14 protein-coding genes are annotated in these 17,653 nt (G+C 66.7%); 1 reads left to right on the plus strand and 13 read right to left on the minus strand.

Annotated elements, in window-relative coordinates:
- Positions 1-2: 2 nt before the first annotated feature.
- The 6 genes from JN531_RS02815 to JN531_RS02840 are packed head-to-tail and all read right to left on the minus strand — an operon-like array spanning position 3 to position 7,090.
- Positions 3-989 carry a HupE/UreJ family protein gene (locus JN531_RS02815; protein ID WP_228347339.1) on the minus strand — a complete coding sequence of 329 codons (987 nt, stop codon included), beginning with the start codon at positions 987-989 and terminating at the stop codon, positions 3-5.
- Positions 986-1,780, minus strand: coding sequence for a peptidyl-prolyl cis-trans isomerase (locus JN531_RS02820; RefSeq protein WP_228347340.1), 795 nt, complete (start codon positions 1,778-1,780; stop codon positions 986-988). Before JN531_RS02820 ends, JN531_RS02815 begins: the two co-directional genes overlap by 4 nt.
- A 5-nt stretch (positions 1,781-1,785) precedes the next feature.
- Positions 1,786-2,862 (minus strand): MBL fold metallo-hydrolase, encoded by a 1,077-nt coding sequence (locus JN531_RS02825; RefSeq protein ID WP_239795342.1) that lies wholly within the window; start codon positions 2,860-2,862, stop codon positions 1,786-1,788.
- A 12-nt stretch (positions 2,863-2,874) separates the two neighbouring features.
- Positions 2,875-5,133 (minus strand): DUF3604 domain-containing protein, encoded by a 2,259-nt coding sequence (locus JN531_RS02830; RefSeq protein ID WP_436233300.1) that lies wholly within the window; start codon positions 5,131-5,133, stop codon positions 2,875-2,877.
- Between the two features lie 8 nt (positions 5,134-5,141).
- Positions 5,142-6,323 (minus strand): HupE/UreJ family protein, encoded by a 1,182-nt coding sequence (locus tag JN531_RS02835; RefSeq protein ID WP_228347343.1) that lies wholly within the window; start codon positions 6,321-6,323, stop codon positions 5,142-5,144.
- Entirely contained in the window at positions 6,320-7,090 is a 771-nt protein-coding gene (locus JN531_RS02840) for a peptidylprolyl isomerase (RefSeq protein WP_228347344.1), read from the minus strand. The genes JN531_RS02835 and JN531_RS02840 overlap by 4 nt, the downstream gene beginning before the upstream one ends.
- A 180-nt stretch (positions 7,091-7,270) precedes the next feature.
- On the opposite strand from JN531_RS02840, the gene JN531_RS02845 reads away from it, so the two are divergent.
- Complete coding sequence (locus JN531_RS02845) at positions 7,271-8,623, plus strand: DsbA family protein (RefSeq protein WP_228347345.1); 1,353 nt, start codon at positions 7,271-7,273, stop codon at positions 8,621-8,623.
- An 11-nt stretch (positions 8,624-8,634) separates the two neighbouring features.
- On the opposite strand, the gene JN531_RS02850 is transcribed toward JN531_RS02845, so the two are convergent.
- The 7 genes from JN531_RS02850 to JN531_RS02880 form a co-directional block, all read right to left on the minus strand.
- Positions 8,635-9,066 carry a nuclear transport factor 2 family protein gene (locus JN531_RS02850; RefSeq protein ID WP_228347346.1) on the minus strand — a complete coding sequence of 144 codons (432 nt, stop codon included), beginning with the start codon at positions 9,064-9,066 and terminating at the stop codon, positions 8,635-8,637.
- A 51-nt stretch (positions 9,067-9,117) separates the two neighbouring features.
- Entirely contained in the window at positions 9,118-9,915 is a 798-nt protein-coding gene (locus tag JN531_RS02855) for an SDR family oxidoreductase (protein ID WP_228347347.1), read from the minus strand.
- 44 nt (positions 9,916-9,959) lie between these two features.
- Positions 9,960-11,531, minus strand: coding sequence for an AMP-binding protein (locus JN531_RS02860; RefSeq protein ID WP_228347348.1), 1,572 nt, complete (start codon positions 11,529-11,531; stop codon positions 9,960-9,962).
- A gap of 2 nt (positions 11,532-11,533) precedes the next feature.
- The gene (locus tag JN531_RS02865; protein ID WP_228347349.1) at positions 11,534-12,979 is read right to left on the minus strand and encodes a coniferyl aldehyde dehydrogenase; all 1,446 of its coding nucleotides are present in this window, start codon (positions 12,977-12,979) and stop codon (positions 11,534-11,536) included.
- Positions 12,980-13,061: 82 nt separating this feature from the next.
- Complete coding sequence (locus JN531_RS02870; RefSeq protein ID WP_228347350.1) at positions 13,062-15,545, minus strand: DUF1302 domain-containing protein; 2,484 nt, start codon at positions 15,543-15,545, stop codon at positions 13,062-13,064.
- 95 nt (positions 15,546-15,640) lie between these two features.
- On the minus strand, positions 15,641-17,008 hold the full coding sequence (locus JN531_RS02875; RefSeq protein WP_228347351.1) for a DUF1329 domain-containing protein: 1,368 nt from the start codon (positions 17,006-17,008) through the stop codon (positions 15,641-15,643).
- 109 nt (positions 17,009-17,117) lie between these two features.
- Positions 17,118-17,594 (minus strand): styrene oxide isomerase, encoded by a 477-nt coding sequence (locus JN531_RS02880; protein WP_228347352.1) that lies wholly within the window; start codon positions 17,592-17,594, stop codon positions 17,118-17,120.
- Positions 17,595-17,653: the final 59 nt, after the last annotated feature.

Here is a 17,653-nt window from a genome sequence, read left to right on the forward strand (position 1 = left end):
CTTCATCCGTGCAGCACCGCGGCGCTGCGATCAATAAACCAGTAGGCGGCGATGCCGCCGTATGCCAACAGGGCCAGCGGCACCAACCGCGGGGCCGGCGTTGCCCACCGCGCCAGCACGGTGAGTCCCAGCACGAAGGCCAGCTGTCCCGCCTCGATTCCCACGTTGAAGGCCGCCAGTGCCCAACCGCGCGCGTCCGGCGGCAGGCCGGTGTCGGCCAGCGCTCCGGCAAAGCCGAAGCCATGCAGCAGACCGAAGGCGAAGGCCACCACCGCCGGCCAGCGCTGCGCAGCGCCGCGGTGATCGCTGGCCAACTCCACCGCCAGCAACAGGATCGAGGCCGCAATACAGGCCTCGACCGCGCCGCCCGGCAAGCGCCAACCGGCCAGCGTCGCCCCCACCAGGGTGATCGAGTGCGCCAGCGTGAACGCAGTGACGGTCGCGACCAGTCGCGACAGCCCGGCCCCGCTGCGTCGCCACAGCGCCCACAGGCCCAGCACGAACAGAAGATGATCCGGCCCCAGCAGAATATGGTGGACACCGAGCGCCAGATAATGCGCCGCCGGGGGCGGTGTCGGTGTCACCGTCGGCTGCCAGCGTGGTTGCTGTCGCGACAGCACCGCATGCGTCACCGGACCCTGTAGCGGCACCACCTGCAAGACCGCGTCCGGCAGGGTCAGCGAAAAACCATCGAGACTGACGCCGGCGGACAGCCCCTGCGGGCACCGCAGTTGCCAACGCAATACCACCCCCTCGTCAGCCGGCTGGCTGGCGGCCTCATCGAGACGCTCGCAGTCGGCCGGCCAGGTGGGCGTCAAGGCCATCAGCCCGCCGTCGGCGCGTTCCGGCAGCCGCAGGCGGCTGTCCCAGCGCTCGCTGTCGCGCTGCACCAGTTGCCACTGTGCACTGTCCATGGCGTGACCCAGCACGGTCGCCGGCATCAGCAGCCAGAGTGTCAGCGACAGGAGGGCGACACCGGCACCCTTCATGGCGCGGAAACCCCCGGCGCGACGGTCACGCCATGTCGTTCCAGCAGGTCATTGATCGCGGCCTGGGTCCGGTCGGTCCGCGCCGCCCGCAGCCAGTCCTGCAGGGCCCGCTGGCGGACGCTGTCGATATCGACTGTGCGCAGTACCCGGCCGCTGACCCGCACGAAGTGCAGCCCCAGCCCCGACGGCAACGGCCCCTGCCACTCGCCTTCCGGCAGGCCCCCGATCTCGGTTGCCAGCGGGGTGCCGAACACGCGCTCGAGGTCGCGGAAATTGGCGCCGCGCAACCGCACTCCGGCAGGGTGTGGGTCGCCCAGGCGGTCACTGTCGACGACGGCACCGGCCGGCAGCTGCCCGGCAACAGCCTCGGCATCTGCCGCCAGGGCTGCGCCGCGGCGCCCGCGCGACAGGAAGACATGGTCGACATCCGCGCGCGCCAACCCGCCGTAGCGGCTCGGGTGCCGGTCGATGTAGGTCTGCAGGGTGGCGTCATCGGGTGTTGCCACCTCGACGCCGGTTTCCAGAAGCTGCCGCATCTTCTGCGCCAGTCGGCGACGGACGATCAGGTCGCCTTCGGCGAGCCCCCGTGTCAGGGCTTCGCGGTACAGCACTTCCTCCTCCAGCCATTCGGTCGCGGTGCCGGTAGCGACCGCGGCCGCCGGCGGCGTCAGCGGCGCCGGCTGCTGACGCCACACATCCACCGCGAACAAACCGCCACCCAGCGCCAGGAACAGCCACAGCGCATGCCGTTGCTGCAGGCGGCTCAACCGGTCGAGCAGGGTCGAGCGCATTCGCACTAGCGCCGGCCCAGCCGGATGTCGTCACTGCCGGCCGGCAGGCTGACCCAGGTCCCGTCGCGACCAACGGTGATGCCCCCCGTGTAGACCGCGTCGGCGCCCTCGACGAACAGCGTCTCCAGCCGCTTCAGCGGCAGTGCCGGGACGACGTGGTAGTACAGCAGGTGTCCGACCCCTGCCGCCGCCGCGACTTCGGCGGCCTCCACCGGTGTGGTGTGGTAGTTGTGGATATCGTGGGTGATCTGCGTCATGTGCGGGACGCCGGCCGCAATGGTGCCGGCGGTCATCACATCGACCAGCTGTGGCGCCAGTGCTTCGTGCAACAGCAGGTCGGCCCCCTCGGCCAACGCAATCAGGGCGTCGGACTTCACGGTGTCACCGGAGATCACCACGCTGCGACCGCGGTAGTCGATCCGGTAGGCCACGGCCGGCGCGATCGGCGGATGGGCAACGCTCACCGCCGTCACCACCAGGCCCTCGTCTTCCAGCACCACCCGTCGCTCCCCGGCCGCCGGCGCGGCAAACGGCCGGGCCAGACCGCCGGCGCCGGACGGCGGCAGAATGGCCGCGCCGTGGTGCGCCACCCGATAGCCATTGTCGAGCGCATAGGCGGCGTTGAATCCGTCGACCACCGCCGTCAGCCCCTGAGGGCCGTGCACCGGCACCGGCGTGTCGTGCGGCCCGCCGGCCCAGCGCTGCATGAACAGCTCGCCGAGGCCGTCAATGTGGTCGGAGTGGTAGTGCGTGAGAAAGACGTCGGTGATCCGCCCGGGGCCAATCCCACGGGCCAGCAGATTGCGCGCAGCGCCGCTGCCAGCGTCAAACACCCGCACCTTGCCGTCGGCAATCACCGCGACGCAGGGGCCACTGCGGCGGGGATCGGGAATCGGCGAACCGGCACCGCACAGGACCACGTCGAGACCATTCGAGAAATCGTCAAATACGGCCCCCGACACTGATGCGACGACCCGCTGCTGCATCAGGTGAAGCAACACGCGATCGCCCCAGATGCCGGCAGCCACCACCATCAACAACACCCCGCCGCCGATACTCAACAGCACGCGTTTCGACATCATCTGCTCCGGTGATCAGGGCGCCGCGACCGCGCGGTCCTGAATGAAAATGGGGGAACTCCAGGCACGGTGTTCGGCCGGCGCCTGGCAGTCGTCTTCAGCCGGCGTGCGGTCATCACCGAAGCAGGGGTTCACGGCGATGCATTGCCCTTGCGCATCCAGCTCACAGCGCAGACCGGCAGCATTGACCGTCGGACTGGACCGCTGGATTGCCCGCACGTAGTACACCGCTTCGCGGCCCACACGACGGGGATCCGGGTCTTCGAATGTGACCGTGCACCCCCGCGGGTCACCGCTGCAGGGGAATACCTGCCAGGGGTCTTCGATGAGGGTGTCGACGTCTTCGCCGGGATGATCCTGCGGCAGGATGCGGACCACCTCGATGCGATCGAGGATCTGCCGCTGGTCGGCCGGGTTGTAGCATTCACCGCGGCACAGGGACTCGACCGCCTCGGCGCCCAGTCCGCTGAGGCTTTGCTCGGGACAGCCCGGCAACTGCTCAAAGGCACCGACCGCCCGGACCCGGAATCTTGGCACGCCCTCAGCCTCGACGATCGACCCCATCGGCGCCACCGCGCCATCGTCGCCCAGCAGGTCGAACCAGAGCAGAATCCGTTCACCCGAGGTGGCATACACCTCGCGCCGCTGCAGTGCCTCCCAAATGGCGTCGCGCGAGCGACCGGCCCCATGCGCCGCCACCAGGCCACCGGCAAAGAAATACGACTGCGCGCGTTCGCTTTCGGCCACCTGCAGGAAGTTGAAGCGGCTGGCCTCCAGGTCGAACGGCACGCTCTGCGCCGCGTCGCCTTTCGGCCGGGGGGCTTCAATGAAGACCTTGCGGACATGCCCGTCCTGACCGTAGGTGTCGGTGATGCCGGCGCGGTCATGGTGTTTGAAGCCGGTGCCTGGCCGCGCCGAGTGGTTGTCGCTCGAACCGATGAAGCCGAAGCGGAATCGCAGCGGTCCGTCACCGTGTGCGTCGACCTCATCGAAATTGGAAATGGCCAGTGCGTACTGCACCGAACTGGTGGGCCGGTGATTGAAGGCCGGCAGGAAGCAGTCACGACACTGACCGGCATCCAGCCAGTCTTCCGGCCGGTTGCCGGGAACGGTGTGGTGACCGGCGATGCCGGCGGCCAGCGCGTTGTGCCGCGCCTCGGCGACGCGCTGCTCGCATTCGGACCCCGGCAGGTCACCGCAGCGCCCGCGGATGATCTCGCCGGCCTGCCAGCAGCTGGGCAGATAGTCGTCGGTAGGCTGCGGGCAGACCGCGTTGCCGTCGGCATCGAAACCCACTTCGCGCCAACTGCGGTAGGCCTCGGCGCTGCCGTGGCCGGAGTAGATTTCGATCAGGCGCTGGGTGTCGGGATCGTGCTGTTCGCGGGTGAGCTGCTTGTCCCATCCGGTGCCCAGCGGCGTGTAGAAGCCCCAGGTATTGCCGTGGGGGATCACCATGCGCTCGACGCCCCAGTCCGCCAGCTTGGCAAACAGTTCGGCCGGCGTGGTGGCGAACTCCGAGCAGTCATCGGGCAGCGCGCGTACCGGCACGCCGCTGTCACAGATCCCCTGCGCCCGCAGCAGACGCATCTTGTCCTGCTGGTCGAACTGGGCCTGGCGATTGCCGAAGTCGGTATAGGGGCCCAGCAGATCCTGCCAGGCCGGCCGCGGACTGCGCATGGCACGCGCGGCGACGCCTCCGGCCCCGATGGGCCGCGCCGGCACCGCGTCGTCGTCGGTGTGTCGCAGGATCACGTTCTTGTGACCGTAATGGGTGTCCGGGGTATAGCCCATCTGGGTCCACTCCCAGCCGAGGAAGGTCACCATGTCGGGGTTCTGTGGATCGCCGGCGACATCGTTGCATTGACGGACGATGGCCTTGAGATCGCGCCAGTGGCGGGCGGTGAGCGACTCGGCGTGCTCGGTGGTCGCCCAGAAATCGAGGGCGGCACAGTGGCGTGCGTAGTCACAGGCTTCGGCCGGCGGGTGAACGCCTTCACCACCGAAGACCGGCAGGCTCCAGGCGAAGGCATCGACCGAGTAGGTGGTATGGACGTGCAAGTCACCGAACAGGATCTGCTTGTCCGGTGCGCTGGTCGCCGCATCCAGTGCCGCAGCGGCGTTTTGCTGCCGCTCGGCACGGGCAGCCACTGCCTCCAGGGGCACCACCTGCCCTGCCGGCGTGCCCGGCAGTTCCGGTTGCGGCCGACGGTCCAGCCACACCGCCACCACCACCCCGACGAGTACCACCAGCAACAGTCCCTTCTTCATGGTCATTTCCCCGTCTAGTACCCGACCCGCACCATCCACCAATAGCTGCCTATCGCCAGCGCCGAAATCCCCAGCGCATGGCGCAGGGCCCCGCCCGCCCGCGGCAGGCGGTCGAGCAACCGCAGCAGCGGCCAGGCCAGGGCGATCACCAGCAGCTGCCCCAGCTCCACGCCGAGGTTGAACCCCAACAACGCCACCACCAGCGCCTCGCGCGGCAGTGCGATCTGCAGCATCTCGCCGGCAAAGCCAAAGCCATGCACCAGGCCGAAGCCGAACGCCAACAGCAGCCGTAAACGCAAAGGCCGCGGGCTGTGCGCCAGCAAGCCGAAGTAGCAGGCAGTGAACAGCAGCAGGCCCGCCAGCATCGACAGCGGCAGGCGAGGCCACAGCACCAGCCCCGACAGCAGCAGGGCCATCAGTGTCAGCACCGGCACGCCGGGATCACGACCGGCGCGCTGCCACAGGTGTTCGGCAGCGACCAGCACGATCGACAGCCCGATCAGGGCTTCGACCCAGGCGCCCTGCACCTGCACCAAGCCCAGCGCGGCCGCCGCCAGCGTCAGGCTGTGCGCCACGGTGAAGGCGCTGGCGAGCGCCACCACCTCGCCCAGCCGGGTGGCAAGCATCAGCAGCAACAGGACGAACACCAGGTGATCGGCGCCGCTGAGAATGTGGCCGATGCCGACCTTGAGAAATGGCAGCAGGCCGGCAACCGGCGCGTCGGTGCTGTCATCCGCCACCCTCACCTCCGGGTCGGCGAACCCCAGCACCCGCTGCAGGGCGCCCCCTTCAACCGTTTCAACGTTGACGATGTGCAGGTGGGACGGCGCCACCGCTTCCAACAGACGGGTGCGGATCGACAGCGGCTGGCCGCTACATTGCACTGACCAGCGCAGGCGCATCCAGCCCGCATCGTCGGCGCTGGCCTGCACCGGCCCGGCGGTGCAGCGTCCGCCGGCCGACCACAGCTGCAGATCCGCCGAGACCTGGTCGGCAACGCGCTGCGGATAATCGGGGGTACTGCGCGGATCCAGGCCCAGGCGACTGAGATCGAGCTGCGACACCCGGGCGCTTACCGCACCCCCGTCAGGCTGCAGCTGCCAGTGCGCGTACGACACGCTGCGCGCATGGCTCCAGGCGGTGATGGCCCAGGCCATCAGCAGCACCCCCAGCCCGCAACGGATCGCCCGATTCATGGCGCAACCACCACCGGATAACGATCGCGCAGATCGACCAGCAGTCCCCGCACCGCCGCTTCGTCGTCATCGCGCTGCCAGGCGCTGCGCACCTGGGCTTCGATCGCCTCGAACGACGGCTGCAGCGCCGGCTCGCGTGCCCGCAGTTCGAGGCCGACCACCGTGCCATCGCCCTGCACCACCCGAGCGGATTCGCCAATCGCCAGTGCCAGGGCACGCGCCGTCAGGGTCGGCCCCAGCGATTGCCGCAACTGCGACGGCGGCAGCAGCGCATCCGGCACCGGCGGCAGGAACGGTTGACGCACACCGGCGGCGTCCTCGCGCCACACCGACAGCTGCAGCCGTGGCGGCTGGCGGAAACGGTCGGCATGTTCGGCGTAATACGCATGCAGGGCGGCGCGGTCCGCCGACGCTGCCCGCGCCTCCAGGGTGACCTGCATCACCGCATCGACCAATTGCCCCCGCAGCCGCGGATCCCGTGTCACCAGGTCGAGATCGAGACCGTGCCGCACCAGCAGCGCCTCGTCGATCAGGCGCTCGAGAATGGCGCGGCGGTCGGCGTCATCCAGCGGCGTACGGCGCTCAGAGGCCACCGCCGCCACCGCGCGCTGCCACTCGTCGCGCAGGATCAGTCGCTCACCGACGCGGGCGACCGCGCCGGCCGGCAACGGCCCGTCATCGCCCCCCTCCAGCACCGGCCCGGCCGCCAGCACCGCGCCCAGCAGCAGGCCGACGACCAGCAGCAGGCGAGCGCGCAGGGGCGTCATCGGCCCGCCCGGGAGCGGGACCGCGGACAACCGGTGGGTGCGATGGCCGACATGCAGCCTCTCCTCGGATCGTGAGCCCAGCGCCCCGATCACTCCGGTGATGGGGTCGCGCCAGTTATTTACACTGTGTTTATATTAACCCGCTTTGCCGTTCACGCCACCCCCGATCCAAGGACCCCGATGATCGACCTCGCCCGCCGCATCCGCAGCCTGGCCATCCGCCTGATCACCGACCCGGCGCGGCGATCGCGCCGATGGCAGCGTGCAGAACGGCAACGCCAACGACGCGGCGAGCCGCATCGGGTGCACTACTTTCATCAGGTCGACGACCCCTACTCGCGGCTGGCGGCGCAGGCGCTCGGCGCCCTGCTCGACCGCTACGACATCGTGCTGGAGATCCACCCGGTGGCAGACGCCGCCGCCATCGCCATCCACGAGCCCCGGCTGTGGCGGCAGTGGGCAGAGGCTGACGCTGCCGCCATCGCGCCGTTCTGGCGATGCGACGGGCAACCGCTGACGCTCAGCCCGCAAGCCGAACCGGCTGATGCGGAACAGCTTCAGCGCGCCCAGGCGCTGCTGTGTACACCCCGGGCACCGCGCGACTGGGCGCCGCTGGCGGTGGCCCTGGGCGACGCGCTGGCGCGGGGGGACGGCGCCGCCCTCGCCACCCTGGTGCACCAGCACGCTGCCGCCGACGCGGACGCTACCGCCGCGCGGCTGGCCGACGGCGCACGGCTGCGGCACCGACTCGGCCACTACCTCGGCGGCATGTTTCATTACGGCGGCGAGTGGTACTGGGGTCTCGACCGGCTGCACTATCTGGAAGCCCGGCTCGATCAGCTCGGCGCACGCCGCGCCGACGCCGCGCCCGGCCCCAGTGCCGAGTTGGTTCTGCCGCCGCCGCCAGCACCGGTACCGGGACGCCGGTTGACGCTGGAGTTCTTCCCTTCGCTGCGCAGTCCGTATACCCAGCTGGCCTACACCCGTATCGCTGACCTGTGCACGCGCTATCCGATCGACCTGGTGCTGCGGCCGGTGCTGCCGATGATGATGCGCGGGGTCAAGGCCGATCGTCGCAAGACCACCTACATCCTGCAGGACACGCGGCGCGAGGCGGAGCGCCTCGGGATTGATTTCGGCAATGCCTGGGACCCCTTCGGCGAGCCGATCCGGCGAGCCTATTCGCTGTTTCCGTGGGCTCGCGATCAGGGGCGCGGCTTTGCCTATCTGCAGAGCTACAGTCAGGCCGTGTGGGCAGAACGGGTGAACGCCTGGAACCTCGACGGCCTGCGTCACATTGTCGAGCGCGCCGGCCTCGACTGGTCGGGGGCGCTGGCGAGCCTCGACCATCGTGACTGGGAACCGGAAATGGAGGCCAACGTGCAAGCGATGATCGCCGCCGGCAGCTGGGGCGTGCCCAGCTTCCGTCTCCCCGGTTCAACCGGGTTGCCGGATTTCACCCTGTGGGGGCAGGACCGCATCTGGCGACTCGAGGTGGAGATCGCACGCCGTCTGGCAGTACCGGAGCGGTGACCGCCGGGGGGCTAGAAGCCTTCTTTCTTGAAGGCGGCCAACTGCGCGCCGATCTTCCGGCCCATGGTTTCGCCCAGGGCCTGCAGGCCGCTGGCCGGGCGCACCATCACTTCAAAGTCGGTGATCTTGCCGTGGTCGTCGAAGCGGATCATGTCGATGCCCTTGAGGTCGCGGCCGCCGACCTTGGCGCTGAACTCCAGCACCACGTTGCGGCCATCGTCGCTGGCCAACTCGCGGTGATAGGTGAAGTCCTCGAACACCTCCAGCAGCACCGTGGTGAGGATCAATGTCAGCGCCTCCACCCCCTGGTAGGGGTTGAACGCTGCCGGAGAGCGGAACACCGCATCGGGGTGCAGCAATCCGGGCAACGCGCTCATGTCGCGCTGGGCCACCATCCGGTGCCAGGTGACAAGGGTGCGATCAACTGCGGGGGTCACGTTCATGAGGAAACTCCGAGAATGTCATGGAATACGGGGGAACCGACGCAATGGCGCTCAGGCTGCCCACAGGTCTGAAAAGCTCTTGCCACCGAGCAGTGACTGACCACCATCGCAGACCACCACCTCACCGTTCATGTAGCCACCAGCCGGCGAACAGAGAAAAACGGCAGTATCGGCAATTTCCTGAATGGTGGCGTAACGGCGTAGCGGGATGCCGTCCGCCAGCATCTTGCGCTGCGCCTCCGACGGCGTCAGCCGGCGCATCCCCTCGGTGCCCTCCACAGGTCCCGGCGCGATGGTATTCACACGCACGCCTTCGGGGCCCCACTCGATGGCAAGCACCCGGGCCATTGCATCGATACCGGCCTTGGCGGCGCATACGTGAACCTGGCCTTCCATCGGCGTGAACGACTGGGTCGCGGAGATGTTGATGACCACGGCCCCGGGCTTGCGCAAGTGTTCGTAGGCAGCCCGGCAGACATGAAACGATCCGACAAGATCGATATCGATCACCGTACGAAATCCGTTGCTCGACAAGTCGGCAGCCCTGGAAACGAAGTTCCCTGCAGCACCGGACAGCACGAAGTCGATCGGGCCGAAACGCTCGGCGCAGCGGTCCACCGCCGCCTTGACCATCGCATAGTCGCGCACGTCGGCCGCCGCGCCATCGGCCTGCGCACCGGTCTCGCGCAGTGTCGCAACGGCGGTCTCAACCTTTTCGGCTGAACGGCTGAGCACGAATACCTTTGCGCCCAGACGCGCGAAGGTGTTGGCAATACCCAGATTGATGCCGCTGGTGGCTCCGGCGGCAAACAGGGTCTTTCCCTCGAACAGGTTGGCTGCAAAGGTCATCTGGAACTCGGTGTTGGAACGGAGGCGGAACGGCCGGGAAGGTGTCAGGAGACGCGACGGCTGATGTCGCGCCAATAGGGTTCGCGCAAGACGGTCTTGAGTACCTTGCCAGCACCGTTTCGCGGTAGCGCATCCGTGCGATCGATCGATTTGGGGACCTTGTAGGCGCCGAGGTGTTCACGACAGTGTGCGAACAGCGCCTCGTCGCTCACCGTGTCGGAACGCAGGACGACAACGGCCTTCACCGCCTCACCCCAGCGCACGTCGGGCACCCCGATCACCGCCACATCAGCGACATCGGCGTGCATCATCAGCACCGCTTCGACCTCTTTCGAGGCGACGTTTTCGCCCCCGCTGACGATGATGTCCTTCAGTCGGTCAACCAGATGCACGTAACCCTCGGCATCGATGAAGCCGGCATCACCGGTCCTCAGGAAGTTGCCATAGAAGGTCTCGGCGTTGGCGTCGTCCCGCTGCCAGTAGCCGCCCATGACCTGCGGTCCGCGGACGCACACTTCACCCACCGCACCCGGCTCGACATCCACCCCGTCCGGATCGACTACCCGCACGGTGGTACCGGGAACCGGCCGCCCGGCCGCCGCCACCAACATCGGTCGTTCGCCGCTGAGTGCGCGCCGATGATCAGCCGCGGTGAGCATGGCGATGGTGCTGTGGGTTTCGGTCATGCCATAGACCTGCGAAAAATCACAGCCATAACGGTCGTTCGCGGCCCGCAGCAGCGGCGCATTGATTGGCGAGGCGCCATAGAAGATGTTGCGAAATCCCGTGGCGTCGCCAGCATCGGCCGGCATGCCGACGCAGGCCTGGATCATTGCCGGTACCAGCGTCGCATGGGCGACGTCAGCCGATAACATCATGGCGTTCACCGCCCTCGGATCGAAGTCACATCGCAGGACCAGACAGGCCCCGCGACTGATCAGCCAGAGGCTGGCAAACACACCGCCGATGTGAAACAGCGGGAACCCCTGATACGCCCGCTCACCCGGATGAACCGCCACATCGAACCCGACCAGTGCAGCCACTGCACAGGCCAGCCCGTTGCGGCCATTGAGCACCACGCCCTTGGGACGCCCGGTGGTGCCCGACGTGTACATCTGCAGATAGGGTCGCTCAGGGGCGTCGTCGCGCAGGGTCTGACCCGATGCCGGGGCAGCGTCCACCCAAGCATCGAAGGCGGTCCATCCCGGTATCGCCGCGTCCATTACGATGCGACCTTCGGGCTTCACGCAGGCCGGCAGCAGGGGCTCGAGCGCGCTGGCAAAGCCCGGCTCTGCAATCAGGGCCTCACAGCCACTATCGGCAACGATCCAGGCCATTTCGGTGGGTGAAAGCCGGTGATTGATCGGCACGATCACCGCCCCGCCACGCTGTGCGGCGAGCAACAGCAACAGCGTCTCGGTGCGGTTGCGGGCGACGACACCAAAGCGGGACGACGGCCCCAGCCCCAGACCTTCGAGTGCGTTGATGATGTCGCTGACACGCTGCACGGCAGCGCCATAGGTGAGGGTGCCCAGCTCACTGTCCACCATCGGCGCTTCCGGCCGGCACTGCGCGTGATACTCGAATGCAGCGGAAAGCTTCAAAGCCTGCGTCATGCCTACCCCTTCATCATGGCGATCAATTGATGTGCCAGCCTACTGTAAGGGGGATACAACAGTTTCAGACCCGTAAAGCGGCCGAGGCCACGCTGCGTGAAGATCGGCTTGAGATGCGAAAAGGTGTCAAAGCCCTCTGCCCCGTGGTAGCGACCGAATCCGCTGGCACCGACGCCTCCGAACGGCAGGTCCACCTGCAGAAACTGCGCCACCACTTCGTTGACGGCAGCGCTGCCGGACAGGGTGTCGCGCAACACCGCTCGCCTGCGGGCGGCCGTGTGGCCGAAGTAATAGATCGCCAGGGGATTGTCGCCGCCGTTGATCAGCGCCAACGCCTCCTCAAAGCGGTCGTATTCCAGTAGCGGCATCACCGGGCCGAACAGTTCTTCCTGCATCACCCGGGAATCGGCCGGCGGGTTGATCACCAGGGTCAGCGGGAACTTGCGGGCCAGCCGATGGGCGTCGGTGACCGTTTCCAGCTCAACCACATCGCAGCCGCGTTCACGAGCGTCGGCGACGATGGCGGAGAGCCGCTGGTACTGGCGCTCATTGATGACCGAGGTGTAACTGGCATCCGTCGCACCCTGCGGGAAGTGCGCCCGGTAGTGCTGGCGGGTGGCATCGACATAGCCGCGGATTCGCCCCTTCGGCAACAGCACGTAATCGGGCGCCACGCAGGTCTGCCCGGCATTGGTGGTCTTGCCCCACAACACCCGGTGCGCCGCTTCATCAACCGGATAGTCCTGGTCGACAATCACCGGGCTCTTGCCACCCAACTCCAGCGTGACCGGCGTCAGGTTCTGTGCCGCCGACATCATGACCCGCCGCCCGACGGCAGTCGACCCGGTGAACAGCAGATGATCGAACGGCAATGCCGAGAAGGCGGTCGCGACATCGGCTTCGCCGCCAATGATGGCGACTTCACTGTCATCAAAGGCCGCTGCCACCAGCGACCGCATCAGCTCCGTGGTGGCGGGTGTGAACTCCGACATCTTCACCATCACCCGGTTGCCGGCCGCCAGCGCGGTCGCCAGAGGCGCCAGCGCGAGATTGACCGGGTAGTTCCAGGGTGACATCACGCCAACCACGCCCAGCGGCTGGGGAACGATGGCGTTGCTCGCGGGCAGGAACCAGATGGAGGTCCCCCGGCGGCGGGGCTTCATCCATCGCGACAGGCGGGCGATGGTGTAGTCGATTGTGGTGAGGGTGGCGCCAGTCTCGGCCAACCGGGATTCCTCTTCGGCACGGCTACCGAAGTCGGCATTGACCGCCGAAATGATCTGCGATCGATGATCGGCCACCACCGCCCGCAGGCGTCGCAGCCGCTCAAGGCGCTCCGGCAAGCCCGGGTTGCGATCCTGTTCGAATGCGGCGGCCTGCCGTGCGAAGACCGCCTCGAGATGGATCAAGGCTGGATCACGGGAAAGGTCAGCGGGTTGAGCATTCATCGTGTCGGGAACCGGTTGGAAACATCCACGCAGTCTTTCAAGCTGTCGGGGGCAAGGCCCCTATCGATAGGTTGGGGGCGCATCAGAAAAGGTACTTGGCGAAAACACCCAGGTTGTCGCGGTCGCGGTACAGGTTGTTGCTGCCGCCACCGAAGAAGCTGTTGTAGGACAGCGTGAACGACAATGCCGTCTGCAGCCGAAGTTCCAGCAGCAGATTGAGGGTCTTGCGGCCCTCGACGAAGTTGCCGCCCGGCCCCGGTGCATTGCCGCCGATGTCATGCTGCCAGATGAACAGCGGCTGGATGCCGATCCCCGGCAGCACCGACTCGTAGTTGATGCGCCCCACCACCCGGTAGCCCCAGGAGAAGGCATCGGCGAAGGCATCGCGCGGCGCCTGGGTGGGGTTGAAGCGCAGCCCGTCCGGGCCCACGGAGCAGGACGGGTTGGTCGAGCAGGCCAGTTTCGAGCCGTCGGCGCCACTGCCATCCGCACCGGCGCTGGCGTGGGTGGCGCCACTCATCGGTCCCTCGATCTGCAGTTCATCGAAGTCCGGCAGGTTCAGCACATGGGTCGCTGCCAGCTCATAGAGCAGCACCACCTGATCGGCGCCAATCCAGTTGTCGGAAGCGCCCAGCACCTGGGTGGCGCCGAGGTTGTACTGCATCACCTTGCCGGGAATCCAGCCCTGGATATAGCTGTTGGGCGCGTTGTCGCCCACGGTGCCACCGCGGTAGGGGATGATGAAGTTGGGGAAGGAACGCGCCGATCCCGGTACCGAGCCGACCAGCATGTTGATCATGTCCGGATAGGGATTGTTGCCATCGGCATCGGTGAAGTTGTCGCCTTCGTAGACCACATAGTCGCCCGCCTCGTCAAAGCCGAGGCCGGCCGTGGCGCCGGAGCAGCCCAGCGACGCGCGGTGACAGCTGGTCAGGGTCGGCCCGAAGGAAGCGAAGGCAAGATCGAGGATGGCGACCTGCAGAGGCACGTTGGGCCGGTAGGACACCTCCCCCTGAAACGACAGCTCACCGGCGGTGGTGGTGAAGCTGAAGCCATACATCTTCAGGTCTTCCGGGTACTCCAGCTGCACCTTGGCGCTGTCCAGCGCCAGCATGTCGCTCTCGGCGACGCCGGGCTGGCGGATCAGCAGGTTGCCGAGCGCACCGAGCGCGGTGCCCAGATTCGGCCCCAGCCCCAGCTCACCAAGGATGCCCGGGCGCTGCACGGCCAGTGTGGTCAGGTCCAGACCGATCTGGGTCACCGTCGCCAGGCTTCGTGTCAGCGGCAGGTTGGGGCAGGCGTCGAGAAACTCCAGCGTATTGGTGGCATCGACGCCGGCGGCGTTGCCGGCGGCCCGCGCGCAACTGGCGTCGGTGGAATAGAAGCTGACGTAGGGCAGCTTCGAGTGGTAGTTCATGAAGTACAGGCCGAACTCGGTGCCGTTATTGAGATCCTCGGCGTAATACTTGAACGATACCCCGTACTGCCCTTGGTCGCGTGCCTCGTTGTCGGCGAGCCGGTCAAGGTTGACGCTGGTGGGCGTCAGCAGCGACAGCGGGTTGTCGAGCTGCTGGCCCACCTGGTCGGGATCGTCGGCGGAGCCGCCGAAGGAGGCATTGACCGACCCGCGCAGATTGTCGGTGCCGACATCGACGAAGGACATGTAGCTGCCGGGCGTGGGGATTTCCACCGGCGCCCATTCGAACTGGTAGTAGGCCTCGACGCTGAGACCCTCGATGACGTCGGTGGATACCCGCGCCATGCCCACCGGCACGAACAGCTCCTCCAGCAGACCGAAGCCGAGCCGATGCAGGCTGTTGACGTTGACCGGCTGCGCCTGGTTGACACTATTGACCACCGCCACCGTGCTCTGCCCCCAGTTCACGGTCTGGCGTCCGATACGAAAGAGCAGGTCGCGCTGCTCACCCAGCGGCACCTCGCCGTAGAAGTTGGCGTCCAGCAGGTCGAAACGCAGCCCGATTTCCTGCGCCTCGTCCTCAGGGCGGTCGAGGGTGACGTCGGCGCCCGGTCCGTGGACCCGATCGAAGTAGCGGTTGGAGACCTGAGGGTCACCGGTATTGCCGGTGGTGAGGGTGTTCTCCGGGGTAATGCGGTTACGGTAGCGGCTACCGAAATCGCGATAGTTGAGGTCGTCGTAGATACCGATGCCGCGGAAGAAGAAGCCGAAATTGCCGAAGCGGATATTGAGATCCTGCGACAGCTTCAGCGGCGCCTGGGTGATGTCCCACTTGTCATAGTTGAGGTTGCCGTCGTCGAAGTTCATCGAGGGCATGCCGGGCGCGGCCGCCAGGTGCTCGGCGGGATAGGTCTGATCGCGGTGCAGGCCCTGGCAGGTCTGGTAGACCCCGGAACAGACCCGTGGGTCGAGGCTGGACTTGCCGACCAGATCATCGGCGCGGTCCTCGATACGCCATGAGGCACCGAAGGTGACGGTGTTGTTGAGCACTGCCGAAACCGGAGTGTCGCCAACGCTGAAATCGAAGCTCGCGCTCATCCCGAGCTGGGGGGTGGTGGCCAGCACCACCGCTGCGATGATCTTCCGCATGTTCTCCTCTCCATTATGGTGTGCCGCTACTGCGGCCGGTTCGGGCCCTGACGCCAGCAGGCGCGCAGGGCCGATCCGTGGTCCCGCCACTGCCGCTACTTGGACGTCCGCTTCTGCACGTTCTCGGCGGAGAAGTTGCGGTCGGTCATCTCCAGCGACATGTCATAGGGCTGGTCCTCGTTGATCATCGAGGTGACGAAGTAGCGCCCGGAGTTGAGGTGATAGATCACCTCGGGAATGGTGCTGGCCCACAGCGAGGCATGGATCGGCACCAGATGCCCTTCCTGGAACTGCATCAACTGGTCCTGGTGGTCATAGTTGTCGATGGCGACCACATTCCAGCTGTCCTCGTCGACATAGAAGCGGCGCTTCTTGAAGGTGTGCCGTTGGTCCGGGCGGTTCTCTGCCTCGACCACCCAGACGCGGTGCAGTTCGTAACGCGGCAATTCGGGATTGACGTGGTTGGGCGCGGCGATATCGGCGTACTTCACGCTCGGGCCGGCAATGCGGAACGAGTTGTAGGGGATATAGATCTCGCGCTTGCCCACCAGCTTCCAGGTGAAGCGTTCGAGCACGCCGTTGTACATGTCGATCTGGTCGTAGAACATGTGCCCGTCGGTGCCCTCATAGGGGTTGTCGCAGCACACCGCCGGTGCGCGGCGAATGCGCTTGAGCGCCGGCGCGTACAGCCACGCCGACCGACCCTCGGTGCCGAAACCCGCCTTCTCGTGCACCAGAATGACGGTGCCGGCATAGCGCGGCGGCGACACGGTTTCCGACAGATAGCGGATGAAGTCGGCGCCGGGCTTGAGCTCCTGCGGCTCGGCGGCATCAGGGTCGGCGTAATAGGTGAACTTCACGTCCTCGACGATCTTGGTCAGGGTGAAGTGGCCATCAGGCTGCACGATCATCTGGTTGTTGAAGCGCCGCACGCTGTCACCGCGATACTTGACCCGGTGGTTCCAGATCGGCTCTGCGCCGGACTTCGGAATCGGAAACGGGAAGCCGACGTAGGCACCGGATGGATTGTCGACCCCGTCCAGATGTGCGCGCGTGGCGTTCTTGATCGTTTCCTGCTGGGTCTTTTCCGGAAAGGTCACTGTCCGGTGGCTGGGATAGACCTTCATCTTGTAGCTGTCCGGAAAGCGCGTCAGCAGCTCGCGGTGCCCGGCGGTGAGATGCTCGGCATAGTCCGCCATGTTCTTGGCGGTGATGGTAAACAGTGCCGCTTCGGCTTCGATCTCCGGGATACTCGGGTATTCGCCGCTGAGGGCGCCCTTCCGCTCGGAGGGGGTCCATTCCGGGATGGTACCGTCGGCATTTCCCGCCCGCTCGGCACCGACGGCCGTCAGCGTCTTGCCCAGTTGTGCAGCCTCCTCGGGGGATACCGCAGCCACGGCAGCGGCCAGTGGCGTCAGGGCCGACAGCAGGCCCAGCGCCAACGGCAGATACTTTCGATTCATGGGGTCTCTCCTCTGCTGGAACACCGCGGGCCGCGACGGTCCGCCCGGGCGTTCTCCGTGTCGTTGGGTATTGCGTCGCGGCAGCGCCTGCTGGCCTGCGGGCGCCCGGTCAGGCGCGTGCGAAATGCGCCCTGAACATCACCACCAGGGCACATGTCAGGGAGACGGCACCCAGCAGCGCGGGGAAAAAGGCGATAGCGCCGGCCAGCGTGCCTTCTCCGAGGACGTTGTCGCCGAGTGTCACGCCATGATTGGGCGCAAACATGCCGAACAGGTAGAACAGAAAGTTGCCCCACACCGCGAGCACGATGCCCCAGCCGGCAATAGCCTCACCGCGTGCAGTGACGCTCAACCGGGCCAGTACCAGGCCCAGCGCGATCGCCATGAGGCCGTTCATCAACATGCCGACATGCAGAATCCGCCAGCCCTCCGGTGAACCGGGGATGATGACGTCGATGAACAGCGGCAAGGGCGAAAATGAGATGCCCTGGATCATCGAGAAGATCAGGGCAAATCCGCCTGCGAGCGCGACGATCAGCGCTGCGATCCCGTGCTTGATGACCCGACCGGCTTGTTGATTCAGCATTGTCCCGACTCCTCATCTTGATTTGATGTCGGGCAGCCTAGGGATGCGCAAGCGACCCC

This window comes from Flagellatimonas centrodinii (genome assembly GCF_016918765.2).
Taxonomy (GTDB): Bacteria; Pseudomonadota; Gammaproteobacteria; order Nevskiales; family Nevskiaceae; genus Polycyclovorans; species Polycyclovorans centrodinii.